Source organism: Streptomyces sp. NPDC051452, from assembly GCF_044454765.1.
Lineage (GTDB): Bacteria > Actinomycetota > Actinomycetes > Streptomycetales > Streptomycetaceae > Streptomyces.
Genome location: NZ_JBITEB010000003.1, coordinates 226277 through 245999, shown reverse-complemented (window position 1 = coordinate 245999; position 19723 = coordinate 226277). Strand labels below are relative to the sequence as shown.

Here is a 19723-nt window from a genome sequence, read left to right as displayed (position 1 = left end):
TATTCCGGGCGCCCCTTTCGGTCTGTGTCTAGCGCGGGTCCAAGCCGTCCGGGGGGTTGAGCGGATCCTCCGTGCTGGGTGTCGTCGACGGACTGGTGCTCGGTGTCTGCGACGGCGACTGGGAGGGGGTCTGGGACGGCGTCTGCGAGGGGGTCTGCGACGGCGTATGGGACGGGCTGTGGGACGTCGGCGGCTCGCTGCTCGGCGTCTGCGACGGCGTATGGGACGGGGGCTGGGTCCAGGTCGGGGTCGGGGTCGGCTCGACGGCTGCGCCCTGGGTGGTGTTCAGGTCGAACCTGGCCCTGTCGGTGACGCCGAAGGTGTAGGCGGCCCAGATCTTCGCCGGGGGGCCGCCGCCGTTCACGCGGCCGCCGCCCATCGCGCCCTTCAGGGAGACGTGGTCCCCCTTCTTCACGGGCCGGCCGTCGCACCCCGTGCCGCCGGACTTGGCCGCCTCGCCGAACAGGCCGACGGAGGTGACCAGGTCGGGTGTGTAGGCGTTGAACCAGGCCGAGCGGTTGCAGTCGGACGTGCCGGTCTTGCCGGCCACCTGGCGGCCGTTGCGCAGCGGGTTGCTCGCCACCGAGTCCTTGGCCGTACCGTCGTCGACCACGCCGGTGAGCACGGAGGTCACCGTGTCCGCGGCCGTCCTGCTGAGCACCGAGCCGCCGACCGCGTTCGGCATCCGTACCGTACGGGCCTTGCTCTCCGCCGACTTGATGAGGCTCGGGGTGACCTTGTCGCCGTGGTTGGCGAGGGTGGCGTAGATCCCGGCCATCTGCAGCGGGCTGGCGCCCATCGAGCCGAGCGTCTGTGCGGGCACGGCCTGCATGCCCTTGGTGTCCATGCCGAGCTTCTTCGCCGTGCTCATGACGTTGCCCATGCCCACGTCGACGCCCATCTGCGCGAAGACGGAGTTGACGGACGCGTTCATGGCGTTCTGGACCGTGATCTTGTCGTAGTTGCGGTCGTCCTCGTTCGGCGGGGCGAAGCCGACCTTGGCACCGTGGTCCAGGACCTGGCGGCGGCTGGTGCCGTCGTAGATCGTGTCGGCGGTGATCGGCTTGCCGTCCTGTGTGACGGCGTTGTTCTCCAGCGCGGCGGCGAGGATGACCGGCTTGAAGGTCGAGGCGGGCTGGTAGTCGGTGCGGGTGGCGTTGCTGTAGTAGTGCTTGTAGTAGTCCTGCCCGCCGTACATCGCGACGATCCTGCCGGTCCTGGGGTCGACGGAGACGGCGCCGGCCTGGACGTCGGCGTCGACCTTGCGCCTCTTCTTGTCGAGCTTGCTCGTCAGCTCCGTCTTGACGGCCTTCTCCAGCGCGGCCTGCTTCTTGCGGTCGACGTTGAGGGTGATGGTCCAGCCCTTGTCGATGACCGCGTTCTCCGCCTGGCCCGCGCTCAGTCCGTCCACGTCCATCAGCTGTCGCTCGAGCTGCTGGTTGGCGAGTTCGACCAGGTAGCCCTTCTGTCCGTCGAGGCCCGGGGCGCCCTTGGGCTCCTTGGGCTTCGGGAACGTCATGGCGTCGCGTTTGGCCTTGGACAGCCAGCCCTCCTCGACCATGTTGTCCAGGACGTAGTTCCAGCGCTGCTGGACCAGCTTCTTGCCGGTGTCCGTGGCGACGGCCCAGTCGTACTGGCTGGGCGCCTGGAGCAGGGAGGCGAGGTAGGCGCCCTGCTGGACCGAGAGGTCCTGGGCGTCGATGTGGTAGTAGGCCTGGGCGGCGGCCTGGATGCCGTAGGCGTTGCGGCCGTAGTAGCTGGTGTTGATGTAGCCGGCGAGGATGTCGTCCTTGGACTCCTCGCGGTCCACCTTCAGCGAGATGACCATTTCCTTCAGCTTGCGCGAGACGGTCTGGTCCTGGCTGAGGTAGTAGTTCTTGACGTACTGCTGGGTGATCGTCGAACCACCCTGCTTGCCCTTGCCGGCCAGCGTGTTGAGGAGGCCGCGGGCCGTGCCCCTGAAGTCGACGCCGGCGTCGTGGTAGAAGCTCTTGTTCTCGGCCGCCACGAAGGTCAGCTGGACCTTGCGGGGCACTTTGGAGAGGTCGACGATCTCGCGGTTGGTCTTGCCGCTGCGGGCGAGGACCGTTCCGTCGCTGAACTTGTAGACGTTGCTCTGCTGCCGGGCGGCGGCGTTGCCCGCGGGGATGTCCACGTAGAGGTACAGGCCGATGAAGGCCGCGATGCCCAGCAGACACACCCCGAGGAACGTGCCGAGTATCTTCTTCCAGCCGAACAGCCTGCGTATGAGGCTCTTGGCGGGCTTCCCGCCGGCCGTGGGGGCGGCGCCCGCGGGACCCGTTCCGGGTGCGGAGCGGCGGCGCTTGGGCGCCGCGCGGTGGCCACCGCTCTGACGCGCTCGTCTCTCTTCCGCTCGTCCCATGGATCCCTGCTCGCTTCCGTCTCGGGGTCAGCTCCGAAAGCTAACACCCCTCTATATGACAAAGACCGTCCGATCCGCTCTTTTACGGACGTGACAATCAGCACCCGCCCCCAAGGAACCGACGGGTAGCGGCACCGTAAGGTTGCTTGACGGATTTAAGTGATAGCAGTTAGCTAGGAACGTGCTAGACGCTCCGTGGGGAGCGTCCACGAGAACGGGGGTCCCCATGTCCATATCCGAGCCGGCCGCCACCGCCGACGTACCCGAGATGCCCGCTCCCCGGGTACGGGAGTTCGCCGCGCACAGCATCGGCGGCGGACTCGCCCTGCTGCTCGGCCTGGTCGGGCTCGGCGGCGCCGCCGCGCTGTTCGCCGGGGCCGCCGCGGTCTCCGCCTCCGGCGCCAAGGGCGGGCTCGGCGCCGCCGGCGTCCTCGTCTTCCTCGCCGCGGTCATCGCGATGCGCGGCCTGAACACGGTCGCGCCCGGCGAGGCGCGGGTCGTGCAGCTCTTCGGGCGCTATCGGGGCACGATCCGGCAGGACGGTCTGCGCTGGGTGAACCCCTTCACCTCCCGGACCCGCGTCTCCACCCGGGTGCGCAACCACGAGACGGCCGTGCTGAAGGTCAACGACGCCTACGGCAACCCGATCGAGCTGGCCGCGGTCGTGGTGTGGAAGGTCCAGGACACCGCCCAGGCCACCTTCGAGGTGGACGACTTCGTCGAGTTCGTCGCCACGCAGACCGAGACGGCCGTGCGGCACATCGCGATCGAGTACCCCTACGACGCGCACGAGGAGGACGGCCTGTCGCTGCGCGGCAACGCCGAGGAGATCACCGAGAAGCTCGCCGTCGAACTCCAGGCGCGGGTGGAGGCGGCCGGGGTCCGGGTCGTCGAGTCACGCTTCACCCACCTCGCCTACGCCCCCGAGATCGCCTCGGCGATGCTCCAGCGGCAGCAGGCCGGGGCGGTCGTCGCGGCCCGCCGGCAGATCGTGGACGGCGCCGTCGGCATGGTCGAGGCGGCGCTGTCACGGATCGCCGAGCGGGACATCGTGGAACTGGACGAGGAACGCAAGGCGGCGATGGTGTCGAACCTGATGGTGGTGCTGTGCGGCGACCGGGCCCCGCAGCCGGTCCTCAACACGGGAACCCTCTACCAGTGACCGATTCCCCGGAAACCCCGAAGCGGCGGCCGCGGCAGCGCAAGCAGGTGCTGCTGCGGCTGGACCCGTCGGTGTACGACGCGCTCGCCCGGTGGGCCGGTGACGAGCTGCGGTCGGCGAACGCGCAGATCGAGTTCCTGCTGCGCAAGGCGCTGGCGGACGCGGGGCGGCTGCCCAAGGACGCCGGCCCGCTGCCCCGCCGGGGCCGGCCGCCTGTTTCGGAACCGTGACAATCGGCTCCCACCTGCACCGCCGTACACCCTGCCAGGCTCCGTGCACTCCGCGTATACACACGACGTATACACCGTGTGTAGAGTGCTCGGCATGTCCATCGGTCACACCCTTCTAGGGCTCCTGGAGTCCGGCCCGCGCCATGGTTACGACCTCAAGCGGGCCTTCGACGAGAAGTTCGGTCACGACCGGCCGCTGCACTACGGCCAGGTCTACTCCACGATGTCCCGCCTGCTGAAGCACGGCCTCGTCCAGGTCGACGGCATCGAGGCGGGCGACGGCCCCGAGCGCAAGCGGTACGCCATCACCGACGCCGGCGTCACCGACGTCGAGCAGTGGCTCGCCACCCCGGAGAAGCCGCAGGAGTATCTCCAGTCGACCCTCTACACCAAGGTCGTCCTCGCGCTCCTCACCGAGCGGAACGCTGCCGACATCCTCGACACCCAGCGGGCCGAGCACCTGCGCAGCATGCGGATCCTGACCGAGCGCAAGCGCAAGGGCGACCTCTCGGACCAGCTGATCTGCGATCACGCCCTGTTCCACCTGGAGGCGGACCTGCGCTGGCTCGAACTGACCGCGGCCCGTCTGGACAAGCTCCGTGAGGCGGTGGCCAAGTGACTCCTCCCCCCGGCTCCCTGCTCACCGCCGAGAACCTGCGCAAGGCCTACGGCCCGACCGTCGCCCTCGACGGCGCCGAGTTCTCCATCCACCCCGGTGAGGTCGTCGCCGTGATGGGCCCCTCCGGCTCCGGCAAGTCGACACTCCTGCACTGTCTCGCCGGGATCGTGCCGCCCGACTCCGGTTCGATCCTCTACGCCGGCCGCGAGCTGGCGCGGATGAGCGACACCGAACGCAGCGCGCTGCGCCGCAGCGAGTTCGGGTTCGTCTTCCAGTTCGGCCAGCTCGTCCCGGAGCTGACCTGCGTGGAGAACGTGGCCCTGCCGCTCAGGCTGAACGGCCGCCCCCGCAAGGAGGCCGAGCGGGCCGCGCTCACCTGGATGGAGCGTCTGGAGGTGGACGACCTCAAGGGCAAACGGCCCGGGGAGGTCTCCGGCGGCCAGGGCCAGCGGGTCGCGGTGGCCCGGTCGCTGGTCACCGGTCCGCGCGTGCTCTTCGCCGACGAGCCCACCGGCGCGCTGGACTCCCTCAACGGAGAGCGTGTGATGGAGCTGCTGACCGACGCGGCCCGCTCCACCAACGCGGCCGTCGTCCTGGTCACGCACGAGGCCCGGGTGGCCGCGTACTCCGACCGCGAGATCGTCGTACGCGACGGCAAGTCCCGGGACATGGAGCGCGCCATATGAGTGCCCGTCAATGGGGCCGGGACCTGGGCATGGGGATGAAGTTCGCCTTCACGGGCGGACGCGAGGGCCGGGTCCGGGTCCTGCTGACGGCGATCGGTGTCGGACTCGGCGTGGCCCTGCTGCTGCTGACGACGGCGATCCCGAGCGCGATGGCGGTACGGCACGACCGCGACGAGGCCCGGCTCGACTACACCTACGGCCCGAAACGGCCGAAGGCCGCCAACACCCTGGTGATCGCCGACGCCGACACCACGTACCGGGGCAAGGACGTCCGTGGTCGGCTGGTGGAGCCCGAGGGGCCGCGGGCCCCGGTCGCACCGGGCCTGTCGAAGTACCCCGCGCCCGGTGACATGGTCGTCTCGCCCGCGCTGAGGGAGCTGCTCGGCTCCGGCGCCGGAAAGCTGCTGCGCGAGAGGCTGCCGTACCGGATCGTCGGCACGATCGGGGAGCCCGGGCTCATCGGCTCGCGAGAACTCTCCTACTACGCCGGGACGAAGAACCTGGCCTCGCGCGTCAACGGCTGGCAGACCGCCCGCATCACCAGGTTCGGTCCGCCGCAGAACCGGCCCGCCAGCCATCTGGACCCGGTCCTGATCCTGCTGGTGCTGGTCGTCTTCGTGGTGCTGCTGATGCCGGTCGCCGTGTTCATCGCGACGGCCGTGCGGTTCGGCGGCGAGCGGCGCGACCGCAGACTGGCAGCGCTGCGCCTGGTGGGCTCCGACAGCCGGATGACCCGGCGGATCGCGGCCGGCGAGGCACTCGCCGGCTCGCTCGTCGGACTGCTCTTCGGCACCGTCTTCTTCCTGGTGGGCCGTCAGCTCGCGGGCTCGGTCGAGATCCTGGGCGTCAGCGTGTTCCCCAGCTATCTCAACCCGACGCCGACGCTGGCCGCCCTGGTCACGGTCACCGTTCCGGCGGCGGCCGTGCTGGTCACCCTGTTCGCGCTGCGCGGAGTGGTCATCGAGCCGCTGGGCGTGGTCCGTACGGCCAAGCCCGCGCGCCGCAGGCTGTGGTGGCGGCTGCTGCTGCCGCTGGCGGGCCTCGCGATGCTCAGCCCGATGATCGGGCAGGGCCGCAGCAACGGCAGCTTCAACGAGTACCTGGTGACCGGCGGTGTCCTGTTGCTGCTGATCGGCGTGACGGCGCTGCTGCCGTGGGTCGTCGAGGCGGTCGTGGCCCGGCTCGGCCAGGGCGGTGTGGCCTGGCAACTGGCGGTACGGCGGCTCCAGCTGAGCAGCGGCTCCGCGGCCCGCATGGTGAACGGCATCGCGGTCGCGGTGGCCGGGGCGATCGCGATCCAGATGCTGTTCGCGGGCGTCCAGGGCGACTACACCAAGGCCACCGGGCAGGACACGACCCGCGCCCAGATGCAGGTCAACCTCTCCCACGGCGTGGACTTCCTGCCCGCCGCCGCGAAGTTCTCCGCCACCGAAGGGGTGCGCAAGGCCAGCGCCCTGGGCAACACCGAGCTGGGAGACCGGGACTGGAAGCACTCGCCGACCACCACGGCGGGCCTGACCGTGGGCGACTGCGCCTCCCTGCGCGAGGTGGCCCGGCTGGACTCCTGCCACGACGGTGACGTGTTCGTGGCGCGGGGCGGTGAGGCCGACGACGACGTGGCGAAGCTCATCCGGCCGGGTCGCACCCTGCACGCGGAGACCGTCGACGGCAACAACGACGAACCCGATGTGACGTGGACCGTGCCCAGCGGCCTGAAGCGGGTCCAGGCGGTCACCGGCCCGACCGGGATGAAGGACAGCGGCGTGCTGTTGACCCCGGCCGCCATGCCCGACCGGCTGGCCGCGACGCTGGGCGGAGCGGTGTTCCTCTCGCTCGACTCATCGGTGCCCGACGCGCAGGAGCACGTGCGCAACACGGCCGCGCGGGTGGACCCGCTGGCGAACGCGCTGGTGTGGTCGTCCACCGAGCAGTCCGCGAAGTTCACCTCCATCCGCACCGGTATGTTCGTCGGCGCGATCTGTGTGCTGGCGCTGATCGGCGCGAGCCTGCTGGTGTCCCAGCTGGAGCAGCTGCGCGAGCGCAGGAAGCTGCTGTCGGCGCTGGTCGCCTTCGGCACCCGGCGGCGCACGCTCGGCCTGTCGGTGCTGTGGCAGACGGCGATCCCGATCGCGTTGGGCCTGCTGCTCGCCTCGACCGTGGGGCTGACGCTGGGCGCGGTGCTGCTGAAGATGGTGGGCGCGACGGTGGGCGTGGACTGGCCGAGCGTGCTGACGATGACCGGCGCCGGCGCGGTGGTGGTCGTCACGGTCACCCTGCTCAGCCTGCCGCCCCTGCTGCGGCTGATGCGCCCGGACGGGCTGCGCACCGAGTAGCTCCCCCGCCGCGCGAGGGCTCCTTCCCGAAGGCGGGGAGGAGCCCTTCCGCGTCAGGGCTGCCCGGGCAGCACCCGCACCGGCAGTGCGCCCAGCGCCCCGCGCAGGGCCGTGGCCAGCTCCTCGTACTCGGCGGCTCGGGCCGCGCCCGCCCGCATGGCGAAGGCGACGCGGCGGCTCGGGGCGGGCTCGGTGAAGGAGCCGGTGAGCAACTGGCCGCTGCGGGCCGTCTCCACCTTCAGCGCGGTGCGCGGCAGCAGGGTGCAGCCGAGACCGCCCGCGACGAGCTGGACCAGCGTGGACAGCCCGGCCGCGGTCGTGGTGACCGGCGCGTCCGCGCGGCCGGCCTCCCGGCAGATGTCCAGGGCCTGGTCGCGCAGGCAGTGACCTTCGTCCAGGAGCAGCAGATTGAGTTCCCGCAGGGCCTCGCGCGGAATGCCCTCCCTGCCGCCGAGCCAGTGGTCGACCGGGGTGACCAGCACGAAGTCCTCGTCGAAGAGCGGGAGTTCCACGACACCGGGGACTCCGAGCGGTACGGCGAGCAGCAGCAGATCGAGGCGGCCGGTGTGCAGGCCGTCGACGAGGCTGGCCGTCTGCTCCTCGTGGACCTGGAGGTCCAGGTGCGGATAGCGGTCGTGGACGAGACGCAGCACGGCGGGCAGCAGATAGGGCGCGACCGTCGGGATCACCCCGAGGCGCAGTGCCCCGGTGAACGGCGCGCGGACCGCCTCGGCCTCCTCCAGCAGAGCCCCGACCGCCGCCAGCACCGCCTTCGCGCGTACGGCCAGCCGCTCCCCCGCGGGCGAGAGCAGCACCTTGCGCGTCGTACGCTCGAGGAGGGTCACCCCGAGGGTCTCCTCCAGCGCCGAGACCGCGCCGGACAGGGCGGGCTGGCTCATCCCGATGGCGGCCGCCGCGTCCCGGAAGTGCAGATGCTCGGCCACGGCGGCGAAGGCACGCAGTTGCGCGAGACTCGGCTGCTTCCGCTTGCCGTTACTGATGGTCACTGATAGCTACCTCCGATCAACCTGACCGAGTATAGCTATTTCCCTAATCAATGCACCGTGTGCCAACATCAACGAAGTCCAACCCATGGGAAAGATCCTCAAAAGGGGTGTTTCCTCGCTGCAAGGAGAGTTTGTGCTCACTGTCGGTGACAAGTTCCCCGAGTTCGAACTGACCGCCTGCGTCTCGCTGGAGAAGGGCTCGGAGTTCGAGCAGATCCACCACAAGTCCTACGAGGGCAAGTGGCTGGTCGTCTTCGCCTGGCCCAAGGACTTCACGTTCGTGTGCCCGACCGAGATCGCCGCGTTCGGGAAGCTGAACGACGAGTTCGCCGACCGCGACGCCCAGATCCTCGGCTTCTCCGGTGACTCCGAGTTCGTGCACCACGCCTGGCGCAAGGACCACCCGGACCTGACCGACCTGCCGTTCCCGATGATGGCGGACTCGAAGCACGAGCTGATGCGCGAGCTCGGCATCGAGGGTGAGGACGGCTTCGCCCAGCGCGCCGTCTTCGTCGTCGACCCGAACCGCGAGATCCAGTTCACCATGGTCACCGCCGGTTCCGTGGGCCGCAACCCCAAGGAGGTCCTGCGGGTCCTGGACGCGCTGCAGACCGACGAGCTGTGCCCGTGCAACTGGAGCAAGGGCGACGAGACCCTCGACCCGGTCGCGCTGCTGGCTGGTGAGTGACCCATGTCGCTCGACTCCCTGAAGTCCCGTGTTCCGGACTACGCCAAGGACCTGAAGCTCAACCTGGGCTCGGTCATCGGCAACTCGGACCTGCCGGCCCAGCAGTTGTGGGGCACGGTGCTGGCGACCGCCATCGCCTCCCGTTCCCCGATCGTGCTGCGTGAGCTGGAGCCCGAGGCGAAGGCGAACCTGTCGCCGGAGGCGTACACGGCCGCCAAGGCCGCCGCCGCGGTGATGGCGATGAACAACGTCTTCTACCGCACCCGGCACCTGCTGTCCGACCACGAGTACGGCACCCTGCGCGCGGGTCTGCGGATGAACGTCATCGGCAACCCGGGCGTGGAGAAGGTCGACTTCGAGCTGTGGTCCTTCGCGGTCTCCGCGATCAACGGCTGCGGCATGTGCCTGGACTCGCACGAGCAGGTGCTGCGCAAGGCCGGCGTGGAGCGCGATGTGATCCAGGAGGCGTTCAAGATCGCCTCCGTGGTGCAGGCGGTCGGCGTCACCCTCGACGCCGAGGCCGTGCTGGCCGAGTAGACGGCTGTACCCGGACCCCGCTCACCCCTGGTGGGCGGGGTCTTCCGCGTTCGGCACCGGCACCGCGTCGGCGGGCGCGTCGGACCCGGCCGGCTCGACGGACTCGACGGACTCGACGGGCTCGACCGGCGCGGGCTGTCCGGGCAGCCCGGGCTGCTCCCGCGTCTCCAGCGAGTACTGCCGCAGATACCCCACCACCGTGTTCGTCACCGCCACCAGTGGTACGGCCACCACCGCGCCGCCGATGCCGGCCACCATCCCGCCGGCCGCCACCGTCAGCACCACCGCCAGCGGATGGACACGGACCGCGCGGCCGAGGATGAACGGCTGAAGGACGTGGCCCTCGATCTGCTGGACCGCGAGGACGACCACGAGCGTCATGAGCGCCGTGAAGACACCCTGGGTGACGAGCGCCACGATCACCGCCAGCGCGCCTGAGGCGACCGCGCCGACCAGGGGGATGAAGGAGAACAGGAAGATGAACACGGCCAGCGGGACGGCCATCGGCACATCGAGGAAGTAGATGCCGATGCCGATGAAGATCGCGTCTATGAGGGCGACCAGGACCGTGCCGCGGACGTAGGCGGTCAGGGTGCGCCAGGCGCGCGGACCGGCACCGGCCACACCCGGCCGGGCGGCGGCGGGCACCAGCTTCAGGAACCACTCCCAGATGCGCTTGCCGTCGTAGAGCAGGAACAGCGTCGAGAAGAAGACCAGCAGGATCCCGGTGAGCGCCTCGACGACGACCTGAACTCCCTCGAGCCCGGCGGACGTTATCTGGTCGGTGTTCGCGCCGATCGCCTCGCGCAGGTTCTTGGCGATCTGGTTGATCTGCTTGTCGGTGACGTGGAAGGGGCTCTTCAGCAGCCAGTTGCGCAGATCGTCGATGCCGTTCTGGATCTGGCTGGAGAGCGTGTCGATGTTCTCCATGACCTGCCAGGTCACGAACCAGCCCATGAGGCCGATGACGACGAAGCCGCTGATGGCGGTGAGCGCGGTGGCCGGACCGCGCGGTACCCCGCGCCGGGTGAGCCGGGCGACCGTCGGCTGGAGCAGCGCGGTCACCAGCAGCGCGATGACGAAGGCGAACACCACCAGCTGGACGGCGCTGATGACCCGCATCAGCACCCACACGGTGCCGGCGAGGACCAGCAGACGCCAGCCCGCCTCGGCCGCGACCCGCACGCCCCAGGGCACGGCCTGGACGGGGTCGGGGCGGGGCGCGGGCGACGCGGCGGGCCGCCGGGCGGCCGGCACCGGGTCTGCGGTGGCGGGCGCGGCGTCCGTCTCCGGTCCGGTCCGTTCCTTCTCCACCTCGGCGCGGCGCTCGTCCAGCCGCTCGCTCACCTCGGTGAGACGTGCGCCCAGTCGGCCGAGCCACCCTGGCACTCGCGACATCATCCGTCCTTCTCCCCCGCGTACCCGGGTGCTCGCCACCACTCCCTTTGAGTCGTTCGGTTACGACCGTACAGGGCGAAAGCCCCTCCCCATGGGACGGGGAGGGGCTGCGCGAGGACGAGCGGGATCGGCGGGCCTAGTACCAGTGGTTCGCCGACCAGAACGACCAGGCCTGGCAGGGGCTGCCGTACCGGGAGTTCATGTAGTTGAGGCCCCACTTGATCTGGGTGGCCGGGTTGGTCTGCCAGTCGGCACCGGCGGAGGCGTACTTGCCGGCGGGCAGCGCCTGGAAGAGGCCGTAGGCACCGGAAGAGGCGTTGACCGCGTGGTAGTTCCAGCTGGACTCGTGGTCCACGATGTTGCTGAAGCACTGGAACTGGTCGCCCGCCACCATCTGACGGGCCATCGCCTGGATCTGCGCGACGGTGTAGCTGCCCTGGACGGGGAAGCTGGAGGAGTCGCGGGTCGAGCGGGTGGTGGCCTGGGACTTCGCCTCGGCGCGCGCCTTGGCGTCCTTGGCCGCCTTGGCCGCCGCCTTCTCGGCGTCCGCCTTCTTGGCGATGGCGGTCTCGGCGGCGGCCTTGCGGGCCGCTTCCTCGGCGTCCTTCTTGGCGCTCACGTCCGCGGCGATGGCCTGCGCGTCAGCCTGCTGCGTCAGGGACGCGGTCTGCACCTGGGCCTGCTGACCCGCGGGTATGTCCGCGAGGAGCGTGGTGTCGGCAGCCGTCGGCTCGGCGTCGTTGTTCTGCGCGACGCTGCCCGAGGCAACTCCGACGACGCTTCCGACGGCGGTGACCGCGGTGGCCGAGGCCACTGCGAATCCCCGGACCGAAATCCGGCTCACACGGTTTCCTTCCAGCATCGCCCGCTTCGGTGACCCTGGCGGACGCAATCGTGCCCCTGAACACTGGCCTCCCAACTGCGGGGTCACGGGAGGCACGGGCCCGGTGGGCAACTCCCTCGACGGGAGCGCCACTTGGTGCTCGGGCGGCATACGGCGGCGCTATGGAGTTGGTGATGCTGCTGATATGCGATACCGCTGGGGGTACACGTGTGCCGTATGCGGGGCCTGACAGGACTGAGACTCTGCCGTAACCCGGTGGCAGGTGGCAATTCCGAGTTGCGTGTGAAAGCTCACATCCCGTTTCGCTCCAGGGATTTCAGGAAACGGCCACACGCGAAGGCGCCGCCCGGCTAGGCTCCTACGCCTTGCCGGACGACGCCTGTGCGGCTTGACCGGATATACCGTGGTTGTCCTTAGATATGACCGTCCTCGAGCATCTCGGTGACCAGGGCGGCGATCTGGGACCTCTCCGAGCGGGTCAGCGTGACGTGCGCGAAGAGCGGGTGTCCCTTCAGCTTCTCCACCACGGCGACCACACCGTCGTAGCGCCCGACGCGCAGATTGTCCCGCTGTGCCACGTCATGGGTCAGCACGACCCGCGAGTTGGCGCCGATACGGGACAGCACGGTGAGCAGGACGTTCCGCTCCAGGGACTGCGCCTCGTCCACGATCACGTACGCGTCGTGCAGCGAGCGGCCGCGGATGTGGGTGAGCGGGAGCACCTCCAGCATCCCGCGCGCGGTGACCTCCTCGATGACCTCGCGGCTGGTGACGGCCGAGAGCGTGTCGAAGACGGCCTGCGCCCACGGGCTCATCTTCTCCGCCTCGCTGCCCGGGAGATAGCCCAGCTCCTGCCCCCCGACCGCGTACAGCGGACGGAAGACCATCACCTTCTTGTGCTGGCGGCGCTCCAGGACGGCCTCCAGGCCCGCGCACAACGCCAGGGCCGACTTGCCGGTGCCGGCCCGGCCGCCCATCGAGACGATGCCGACGTCCGGGTCGAGCAGCAGATCGAGCGCGATGCGCTGTTCGGCGCTGCGGCCCTTGATGCCGAACGCCTCGCGGTCGCCCCGCACCAGGCGGACGTTGCCCTCGGCGGAGACCCTGCCGAGCGCCTTGCCGCGCTCGGACTGGATGGTCAGCCCGGTGTGCACGGGGAGGTCGGCGGCCTCCGGGACGTACACATGGCCCTCGTCGAAGAGGATGTCCACCTGCTCGCCCGAGAGCGTCAGTTCGGACATGCCGGTCCAGCCGGAGTTCTCGGTGATGGCGAGTTCGGCCCGGTACTCCTCGGCCAGCAGGCCCACGGACGAGGCCTTGATCCGCAGGGGCAGGTCCTTCGACACCACGGTGACGTCGAACCCCTCGGCCTGCAGATTGCGGGCCACCGCCAGGATGCGGGAGTCGTTGTCACCCAGGCGGTAGCCGGTGGGCAGCACGCTGGGGTCCGAGTGATTGAGCTCGACACGGACCGTGCCGCCGAGTTCCCCGATCGGGATGGGGGCGTCGAGGCGACCGTGCTTCACCCGGTAGTCGTCCAGCAGGCGCAGGGCCTGGCGGGCGAAATAGCCGAGCTCCGGATGGTGCCTCTTGGCCTCCAGTTCCGTGACCACGACGATGGGGAGCACGACCTCGTGCTCGTCGAAGCGGGTCAAGGCGTTGGGGTCGGCCAGCAGGACGCTGGTGTCGAGAACATAGGTGCGCCGGTCAGGCTTGTGGCGCTTTACGCTGGTCACCACGGAAGGACGTACCCCCTCGGATGAGGTCGGGGAGCGACGAAGTGGAAGCCGGGCCGGGAGGCTGGGAGCAATGCGGCCGGTTCCCGGCCTCCGCGCAGGGCGGGCCGGATACCGGCCCTCCGCGGCTGCTTCCGCGCGGTGACCGCACGGTCGGGCTGGTGCAAAGGGCCTCCCGGGCGGACGGCCCCGTGCCGTCCGCTGAGATCCGACGCCCGTGGTTCGGGTGTCGACCTGTCTGGCTTATGCCCTCGAACATGCGCCGCCATGCAGATACAGCCAACAGCGCGCTGGTGAACTCCTTGTTACTTCTGTCCGAATCGGGGTATACGGCAGCCGCCCCGCCGCCGGGAGGCGACGGGGCGGCGGGGTGCGCGCTCAGCCGCCGAAGCGGCGGTGACGTGCGGCGTAGTCGCGCAGGGCGCGCAGGAAGTCGACCTTGCGGAAGGCCGGCCAGAAGACCTCGCAGAAGTAGTACTCGGAGTGCGCGGTCTGCCAGAGCATGAATCCGGACAGGCGCTGTTCGCCGCTGGTGCGGATCACCAGGTCCGGGTCGGGCTGGGCGCCGGTGTAGAGGTGACGGCCGATCATGTCGACGTCGACGGACTCGGCGAGCTGCTCCAGCGGCACGCCCTTGTCCTGGGCGTCGAGCAGCATGGCGCGCACGGCGTCGGCGATCTCCTGGCGCCCGCCGTAGCCGATGGCCACGTTGACCACTATCCCGTCGATGTGGGCGGTGGTGTCCTCGGCTTCCTTCAGCGTCGTCTGCATCGGCGCGGGCAGCAGGTCGCGGGTGCCGACGTGGTGCACCCGCCAGCGGCCGTCGGCGGCGAGGGTGCGGACGACGTCCTCGATGATGCCGAGCAGCGGGACCAGTTCCTCCTGCGGGCGGTCGAAGTTGTCCGTGGAGAGCAGCCACAGGGTGACGACCTCGACGTCGGTCTCGCTGCACCAGCCGAGGAACTCCTCGATCTTCTCGGCACCGGCCCGGTGCCCGTGGACGGCGCTGGAGCCGGAGGCCTTCGCCCAGCGGCGGTTGCCGTCCATGATGACGCCGATGTGCTTGGGCACCTGAGCGTGGTCCAGGTGGCCTTCCACCCGGCGCGCGTAGAGCCTGACGAGCAGGCCGCGCAGCTTGTCGCGCAGGTTCACGTGACCCTCCGGGGGTTTGGCGCGGGATGCGGGGTGCCGGAGCCGTCGAGCCTACCCCCGCTGGGGGCCTGGTTCTGGTCCGGGGCTTGGGTCTTGGGGGGCCGCGGCTGCGGTCTTCGCCGTCGCACGCGGGCCGCGGCGTCCTGCGCGCCGGGGAGTGCCCCAAGAAAAACGGGCCGGTCCGTGGGGGGGAGACGGACCGGCCCGAGGGGGGGTTTCCACCATAACCCTTCGTGAGGGATGGTGGGTGCATTGGCGCGCGACAACTACTCTCCGCAGTTACGCGGCGACGGCGCGGTGGGGCGGAACACTGAATTCCGGGGCGTTTCATGGCCGATTCACAGCGGAATCCCAGGAAGATTCGATCGGATACGAACACTTCCAGAGGGATTAACCCGTCTTGGTGATAGTTCGGTGAGTTGTCCGGGGATCCCTCCGATGGGCTACCCGGTCAGCGAACGGTGACGCGGCGGCTCCCCCGCGCCACGCGAAGTCCGACTCTCGCGATGACCGGGCTCTCCGGCACCGCGCAGCCCCCTCCACCGCGCGGTGCCGTCTCGCGCGGCTTTGCTGACGCGAATTACCTTGGTCTGAACTTACGTGACCCGCTGGACGTCTGTGAACCAGTCTCGGTAACAATGTGGAAACCACAGGCGAACCTCAGGTGAACGACGCCCCGTTTCCGGCCGTTGCCTCCCTCAGCCGCCCGGCTTGCGTATGTCGAAGAGGTGCCGGCTGCTGTGCGCGACGAACGGGCCTTCCCGCTCGATCCGCTCGTGCAGCGCCCGGAGTTGGGGTTCGTACGCCTCCACCGTGAACCCGGGGACCATCCAGACGACCTTGCGCAGGAAGTGCACGACCGCGCCGACATCACGGAACTCCATCCGCAGCCGCTCGGCCCGCAGCCCGACCACCTCCAGGCCCGCCGCCTCGGCACCGGCCCGCTCCCCCTCGGCATCACGGACACCGCGCACCTCCTCCGGCTGCGGTCCGAGGAAGTACTCGACCAGTTCGAAGACACTGGCCGGCCCGACGTGCTGCGCGAAGTACGTGCCGCCGGGCCGCAGCACCCGGGCGATCTCGTCCCAGTGGGGGCGCACCGGATGGCGGCTGAGCACCAGGTCGAACGCCGCCTCGGCGAACGGCAGCGGCGCGTCGTCCGGGGCGGCGACGACGACCACACCCCGGGGCCGCAGCAGCGCCGTGGCCTTGGCGACGTTCGGCGGCCAGCCCTCCGTGGCCGCGAGGACGCCCGGCCGGGCCGGCTCCACCCCGCCCAGCGCGAAGTCCAGCACCTCGCCCCCGCCGGTCTGGATGTCGAGCGCGGACTCGGCGCGGGCCAGCCGCTCCCCCGCCGACCGGGCGTATCCCCAGGAGGGCCGTGCCTCGGTGGCCCGTCCCTCGAACCACGAGAAGTCCCACCCCTCGGTCGGCGCGGCGGCGCCCTCGGCCACGAGGTCCTCGAAGGTCCGGTTCACTGTCATGCCTTCATGGTCCCAAAGCCCTGTCGGTGGGCCCTGCTATTTTCCACCCGTATGACGACTTGCTTCGCCGGAGAGAAGGACACGCTGCGCGCGAGCCTGGACCGGCACCGGGACGCCGTGCTCTGGAAACTGGAAGGCCTCGGCGACGAGCCGCTGCGCCGCCCCATGACACCGACCGGCACCAGCCTGCTGGGCCTGGTCAAGCACCTGGCCGCGGTCGAGTACGGCTGGTTCGTGGAGACGTTCGGCGGGGTGGCCGAGCCCCTCTGGTTCACCCCGCACGACGACCTGCGGATCACCCCCGAGGAGACGACGGAGCAGATCGTCGCCCTCTACGGCCGTGCCCGCGCCGCGGCGGACCGGATGATCGCCGCCCTGCCCCTGGACTCGGCGGGCCGCCCGTCCTGGCGGGACGACCCGGTCTCGCTGCGCTGGACGCTGGTCCACATGATCGAGGAAACCGCGCGGCACGCGGGGCACATGGACATCCTGCGCGAGCTGATCGACGGCGCGACCGGCGACCATCCGCCGGCGGCCCAGGCGGGCTGAGCCACCCGCCGGGACCCGGTCGCCGGGGCGGCCCGGGCTGTCCCCGTCCCGTCAGCCGGTCAGCCGGTCCGCTCACCGGTCTGCCGACCGAGCCGTCCGGCCGTGGGGCCTTCGGGGCCGCCGAGGACGTACAGGACGTGTTCGTCGCCCCCGTGCCGCAGGGTGGCCCTCGCGGGTGAAGCCGTGTCTCTTCAGCAGCCGGACCGAGGCGGTGTCGCCGGCGAAGGGGTCGGCGTACAGCGGCCGGACGGGTTCGGCGTCGCGGCTCCTTCTGGCGGGCAGGACGGGACGAGGACGAACATGGCGGCGTACGAGCGGTGTTGACGGTGTCGGTGGAGCGGGAGGTCGGGGAATGGGGCGGCGTGGGCGCTGGCGGGACGGGCGAGGAGAGCTGATCGTGCGGGGGGCCGGCACGGAGGCGGCGGCCGTGACCGTGCCCCTGGAGATCTCGACGTCCTATCGGGCCCGTACGAGAGGGCTGCTGGACCGGGACTCGATCGACGGGGCGATGCTGCTGTCACCGGCGAGCGGAGTGCACACCTTCGGGATGCGGATGCCGATCGACGTCGCCTATCTGGACCGCGGGCTGACCGTCCTCGCCGTCCGCACGATGCCCCCGGGCCGCCTGGGCCTGCCCCGCCCGCGGTCCCGGCATGTGCTGGAGGCCCGGGCCGGGACGATGGCGGGGTGGGGGCTGCGGGAGGGAGCGCGGGTGGAGGTACACGAGGGGCCGCGCACCTGAGGTCACGGGCGGCGGCCTCGCGCCGCCGCGCCTCACTGCCCGGCTCGGGGGAAGGAGACCTCGACACGGCGGTTCTTCTTCCGGCCGGCCTCGGTGGAGTTGTCGGCGATCGGGTACTGCTCGCCGTAGCCACGGACCTCGAAGGTGGCCTCCGGGTCGTTCAGGTCCTGGTCCAGGACGGCCTGCACGGCGTTGGCGCGCTGCTTGGACAGGACGTCTCCGTGGGCGGAGGTGCCGAGGTTGTCGGTGAAGCCGAAGACGCGGATCCGGGTGGCGTTCTGCTTCTTGATCTCCTCGGCGATCGTCGCGATGCGAGCCTTCGCCTGCGCGCCGAGCTTGGCGCTGTCCTTGCCGAACAGCACCTCCGCCTGGAGCGCGAAGGTGACGTCGGCGTTGGTGTCCTCCCTGCGCTCGTCGCCGCTCTGGTCCTCCACGACCGACTTGATGTCCAGCACCTTGGGCTCCGCCAGGGTGGCGCCCTCGGGCAGCTTCAGCTCCGGATCGGTGGGATCCACCTTCACCGGCGCGGTGGCGGAGGGTTCGGTGCCGGGGGGTGTGCCGGGGTCGGTGTCGTCGGCGTGTGCCGGGGCCGCTGCCCGGAGGTGGGCCGCGAGGAGGAGGGCGGCTGCCGACAGGACGAGGCCGAGGCGGGGCGTGGTGGTCACTTGGGCCTCACCCGGAGATCTTGATGCCGGCGGAGGCGAAGGTCGGCAGCTGGAACTCCACCTCGCTCGTGTTCGCGGGGGGTGCGGGGAACTGCATGAAGACCGCCAGGCTGTCACCGGCCCTGATGGTCGAGAACCCGGTGGTCGTCAAGGGCCGGCCCTCGGTGTCCCGCAGCACGTAATACCGCTTCTTCCCCTGAGGATCCACCAGCGTGGCGCCGCCCAGGGACCGACCGTTCCTGACGATCTCGGTTTCGTTGCCACTCAGGGCCGCGGGGACCACGGCGCTCTGAGCCCCGTCGTTCTTCAAGGTGCCGTTGACGGTGACGAAACCACCCGAGTCGCGTTGCGCGGAGGTGATCTGGAGGATGAGACCGGCCGAGCCTCTCAACTCGGCCAGCGGTTCGTCCGACTGCCCCTCCTGGGCGCTCGGGTCGGAGCCACCCTGCTTGGACGCGGAGGCCGAACTCCGCGGACTCTTGTCGTCACCGCCGCTTCCACCGCAGCCGGCCATACCGACGGCCAGGCCGGCCACGACGGTCAGTGCGACCGTTCCCCTGCGAACTTTCGCAGTGAACCGAATGCTCATCGCTGTGCTTCCTTCATCGATCGTCGTGAGCTTGTCAGTCGGCCAGATGGACGTCGAAGAGGTCCTCGGGCGCCGGCAGAGTGGCTTTGTCATCCGGGTCCGGCGTCCAAGGCGTGCCGTCACACACGAGTCGGGGCAACGCGTCCTCGCCGGCGTCCGCACCGGGAGGTGTGAACTCGCAGCGCGACTCGATCACGGCCGTGGCGGAAGCGGTGGAGTGGAAGTCCTCCGTCCCGGGGACGACGGAATCCCCGACCGACTTGTCGGTCCGGACCTTGGCCGTGTACCGCAGGGGCTGCCAGGTGCAACCGGTGAGCTTCGCGTCGTTGTGCGCCGCGAGCAGTCCCGCGTCCGGGCACGGGTTGTCGACGGGTACCCGTCCCTCGAAGATGACCGGCCACTTCGTCGGATCGCGCACGTCGGCGTCCCACATGGCCGCGAGCTGGGCCCGCCCGTTCTGGGCCGCGGCCAGGGCTGCCGCGTCGGCCGCCGTCTGAGCGCCCCCACGGTTCACCGCGGCCTGCCCCACCGCGAGATAGGCGAGCGCAAGAAAGAGCAGGCCCGCCACCACCGTGATGTAGATGGGGAAGGCCTGCCCGGCGTCGTCGCCTGTGTACCGCCGGATCAGCCCCCGGTGACCTCGGAGATCTTGTTGGTGATGGCGTCGTAGATCGACTGCCCGATACTCGTGCCCGTGATCGCCAGCACGATCGCCACCACCACCGCGATGATCCCGAGGTACTCGACGGCGGTCTGCCCCCTGTCGTCGCCCCCGCGCTGCATGGCCACCATCAACTTCAGCATCCAGTCGCTCATGGTGCTCCCCTCCGGCTTCGCTTCGGATCCCGCAAACGTAGGCACTCGCCCAGATCCGTGCCCAGGGCCCCAGGGCCCAACCCCGGGCCCAGTCGGTGCCGAT

20 protein-coding genes are annotated in these 19723 nt (G+C 70.2%); 9 read left to right on the top strand and 11 right to left on the bottom strand.

All coding sequences use genetic code 11. The features are described 5' to 3' along the window. Positions 1-28 precede the first annotated feature (28 nt). The gene (locus ACIBA9_RS10495; RefSeq protein WP_399361603.1) at positions 29-2383 is read right to left on the bottom strand and encodes a transglycosylase domain-containing protein; all 2355 of its coding nucleotides are present in this window, start codon (positions 2381-2383) and stop codon (positions 29-31) included. A 226-nt stretch (positions 2384-2609) separates the two neighbouring features. On the opposite strand from ACIBA9_RS10495, the gene ACIBA9_RS10490 reads away from it, so the two are divergent. The 5 genes from ACIBA9_RS10490 (at position 2610) to ACIBA9_RS10470 (ending at position 7413) form a co-directional block, all read left to right on the top strand. After that, a complete protein-coding gene (locus ACIBA9_RS10490) occupies positions 2610-3545 on the top strand; it encodes an SPFH domain-containing protein (RefSeq protein ID WP_399361601.1) in 936 nt (311 codons plus the stop codon). Beyond that, positions 3542-3775 (top strand): hypothetical protein, encoded by a 234-nt coding sequence (locus ACIBA9_RS10485; RefSeq protein WP_393899995.1) that lies wholly within the window; start codon positions 3542-3544, stop codon positions 3773-3775. Before ACIBA9_RS10490 ends, ACIBA9_RS10485 begins: the two co-directional genes overlap by 4 nt. A 94-nt stretch (positions 3776-3869) precedes the next feature. Continuing rightward, positions 3870-4394 (top strand): PadR family transcriptional regulator, encoded by a 525-nt coding sequence (locus tag ACIBA9_RS10480; protein WP_399361598.1) that lies wholly within the window; start codon positions 3870-3872, stop codon positions 4392-4394. Next, a complete protein-coding gene (locus ACIBA9_RS10475) occupies positions 4391-5080 on the top strand; it encodes an ABC transporter ATP-binding protein (RefSeq protein ID WP_399361596.1) in 690 nt (229 codons plus the stop codon). The genes ACIBA9_RS10480 and ACIBA9_RS10475 overlap by 4 nt, the downstream gene beginning before the upstream one ends. After that, positions 5077-7413, top strand: a complete 2337-nt coding sequence (locus ACIBA9_RS10470) for an ABC transporter permease (RefSeq protein ID WP_399361595.1) — start codon at positions 5077-5079, stop codon at positions 7411-7413. The genes ACIBA9_RS10475 and ACIBA9_RS10470 overlap by 4 nt, the downstream gene beginning before the upstream one ends. Before the next feature lie 53 nt (positions 7414-7466). Here the strand turns inward: ACIBA9_RS10470 and ACIBA9_RS10465 are convergent, their stop codons facing one another. Beyond that, positions 7467-8420 (bottom strand): LysR substrate-binding domain-containing protein, encoded by a 954-nt coding sequence (locus ACIBA9_RS10465; RefSeq protein WP_399361593.1) that lies wholly within the window; start codon positions 8418-8420, stop codon positions 7467-7469. 133 nt (positions 8421-8553) lie between these two features. On the opposite strand from ACIBA9_RS10465, the gene ACIBA9_RS10460 reads away from it, so the two are divergent. Both ACIBA9_RS10460 and ACIBA9_RS10455 read left to right on the top strand, forming a co-directional pair. Then, the gene (locus ACIBA9_RS10460; protein WP_393899991.1) at positions 8554-9108 is read left to right on the top strand and encodes a peroxiredoxin; all 555 of its coding nucleotides are present in this window, start codon (positions 8554-8556) and stop codon (positions 9106-9108) included. Between the two features lie 3 nt (positions 9109-9111). Next, positions 9112-9645, top strand: a complete 534-nt coding sequence (locus ACIBA9_RS10455; RefSeq protein WP_362154299.1) for an alkyl hydroperoxide reductase — start codon at positions 9112-9114, stop codon at positions 9643-9645. Between the two features lie 21 nt (positions 9646-9666). Here ACIBA9_RS10455 and ACIBA9_RS10450 read toward each other — a convergent pair whose 3' ends face one another. From ACIBA9_RS10450 to ACIBA9_RS10430, 5 genes are all read right to left on the bottom strand, one after another. After that, positions 9667-11043: an AI-2E family transporter gene (locus ACIBA9_RS10450; protein WP_399362100.1), complete on the bottom strand. Its 1377-nt coding sequence runs from the start codon at positions 11041-11043 to the stop codon at positions 9667-9669. A gap of 136 nt (positions 11044-11179) precedes the next feature. After that, a complete protein-coding gene (locus ACIBA9_RS10445; protein WP_399361590.1) occupies positions 11180-11905 on the bottom strand; it encodes a transglycosylase SLT domain-containing protein in 726 nt (241 codons plus the stop codon). 395 nt (positions 11906-12300) lie between these two features. Then, positions 12301-13626: a PhoH family protein gene (locus ACIBA9_RS10440; RefSeq protein ID WP_399361588.1), complete on the bottom strand. Its 1326-nt coding sequence runs from the start codon at positions 13624-13626 to the stop codon at positions 12301-12303. Between the two features lie 375 nt (positions 13627-14001). Continuing rightward, a complete protein-coding gene (locus ACIBA9_RS10435; RefSeq protein WP_362154308.1) occupies positions 14002-14775 on the bottom strand; it encodes an isoprenyl transferase in 774 nt (257 codons plus the stop codon). Between the two features lie 698 nt (positions 14776-15473). Beyond that, the gene (locus ACIBA9_RS10430) at positions 15474-16259 is read right to left on the bottom strand and encodes a methyltransferase domain-containing protein (RefSeq protein ID WP_399361585.1); all 786 of its coding nucleotides are present in this window, start codon (positions 16257-16259) and stop codon (positions 15474-15476) included. Positions 16260-16310: 51 nt separating this feature from the next. Here ACIBA9_RS10430 and ACIBA9_RS10425 point away from each other — a divergent pair, with 51 nt between their 5' ends. Both ACIBA9_RS10425 and ACIBA9_RS10420 read left to right on the top strand, forming a co-directional pair. Next, positions 16311-16808, top strand: a complete 498-nt coding sequence (locus tag ACIBA9_RS10425; RefSeq protein WP_399361584.1) for a DinB family protein — start codon at positions 16311-16313, stop codon at positions 16806-16808. A 352-nt stretch (positions 16809-17160) separates the two neighbouring features. Then, complete coding sequence (locus ACIBA9_RS10420) at positions 17161-17550, top strand: DUF192 domain-containing protein (protein ID WP_399361581.1); 390 nt, start codon at positions 17161-17163, stop codon at positions 17548-17550. Positions 17551-17582: 32 nt separating this feature from the next. Here ACIBA9_RS10420 and ACIBA9_RS10415 read toward each other — a convergent pair whose 3' ends face one another. From ACIBA9_RS10415 to ACIBA9_RS10400, 4 genes are read right to left on the bottom strand one after another with little or no spacing between them, the layout of a single operon-like run. Beyond that, the gene (locus ACIBA9_RS10415; protein WP_399361579.1) at positions 17583-18215 is read right to left on the bottom strand and encodes an OmpA family protein; all 633 of its coding nucleotides are present in this window, start codon (positions 18213-18215) and stop codon (positions 17583-17585) included. A gap of 7 nt (positions 18216-18222) precedes the next feature. Continuing rightward, a complete protein-coding gene (locus tag ACIBA9_RS10410) occupies positions 18223-18804 on the bottom strand; it encodes a hypothetical protein (protein ID WP_399361577.1) in 582 nt (193 codons plus the stop codon). Between the two features lie 34 nt (positions 18805-18838). Continuing rightward, positions 18839-19432 (bottom strand): pilus assembly protein TadG-related protein, encoded by a 594-nt coding sequence (locus ACIBA9_RS10405; protein WP_399362098.1) that lies wholly within the window; start codon positions 19430-19432, stop codon positions 18839-18841. Further along, the gene (locus ACIBA9_RS10400; RefSeq protein WP_399361575.1) at positions 19429-19620 is read right to left on the bottom strand and encodes a Flp family type IVb pilin; all 192 of its coding nucleotides are present in this window, start codon (positions 19618-19620) and stop codon (positions 19429-19431) included. Before ACIBA9_RS10400 ends, ACIBA9_RS10405 begins: the two co-directional genes overlap by 4 nt. Positions 19621-19723: the final 103 nt, after the last annotated feature.

Coding starts and splice junctions, on each gene's coding strand:
- ACIBA9_RS10420 (WP_399361581.1), top strand. CDS start 17,161: ATGGGGCGGCGTGGGCGCTGGCGGGACGGGCGAGGAGAGCTGATCGTG.
- ACIBA9_RS10490 (WP_399361601.1), top strand. CDS start 2,610: ATGTCCATATCCGAGCCGGCCGCCACCGCCGACGTACCCGAGATGCCC.
- ACIBA9_RS10445 (WP_399361590.1), bottom strand. CDS start 11,905: ATGCTGGAAGGAAACCGTGTGAGCCGGATTTCGGTCCGGGGATTCGCA.
- ACIBA9_RS10480 (WP_399361598.1), top strand. CDS start 3,870: ATGTCCATCGGTCACACCCTTCTAGGGCTCCTGGAGTCCGGCCCGCGC.
- ACIBA9_RS10495 (WP_399361603.1), bottom strand. CDS start 2,383: ATGGGACGAGCGGAAGAGAGACGAGCGCGTCAGAGCGGTGGCCACCGC.
- ACIBA9_RS10470 (WP_399361595.1), top strand. CDS start 5,077: ATGAGTGCCCGTCAATGGGGCCGGGACCTGGGCATGGGGATGAAGTTC.
- ACIBA9_RS10430 (WP_399361585.1), bottom strand. CDS start 16,259: ATGACAGTGAACCGGACCTTCGAGGACCTCGTGGCCGAGGGCGCCGCC.
- ACIBA9_RS10400 (WP_399361575.1), bottom strand. CDS start 19,620: ATGAGCGACTGGATGCTGAAGTTGATGGTGGCCATGCAGCGCGGGGGC.
- ACIBA9_RS10410 (WP_399361577.1), bottom strand. CDS start 18,804: ATGAGCATTCGGTTCACTGCGAAAGTTCGCAGGGGAACGGTCGCACTG.
- ACIBA9_RS10450 (WP_399362100.1), bottom strand. CDS start 11,043: ATGTCGCGAGTGCCAGGGTGGCTCGGCCGACTGGGCGCACGTCTCACC.
- ACIBA9_RS10455 (WP_362154299.1), top strand. CDS start 9,112: ATGTCGCTCGACTCCCTGAAGTCCCGTGTTCCGGACTACGCCAAGGAC.
- ACIBA9_RS10425 (WP_399361584.1), top strand. CDS start 16,311: ATGACGACTTGCTTCGCCGGAGAGAAGGACACGCTGCGCGCGAGCCTG.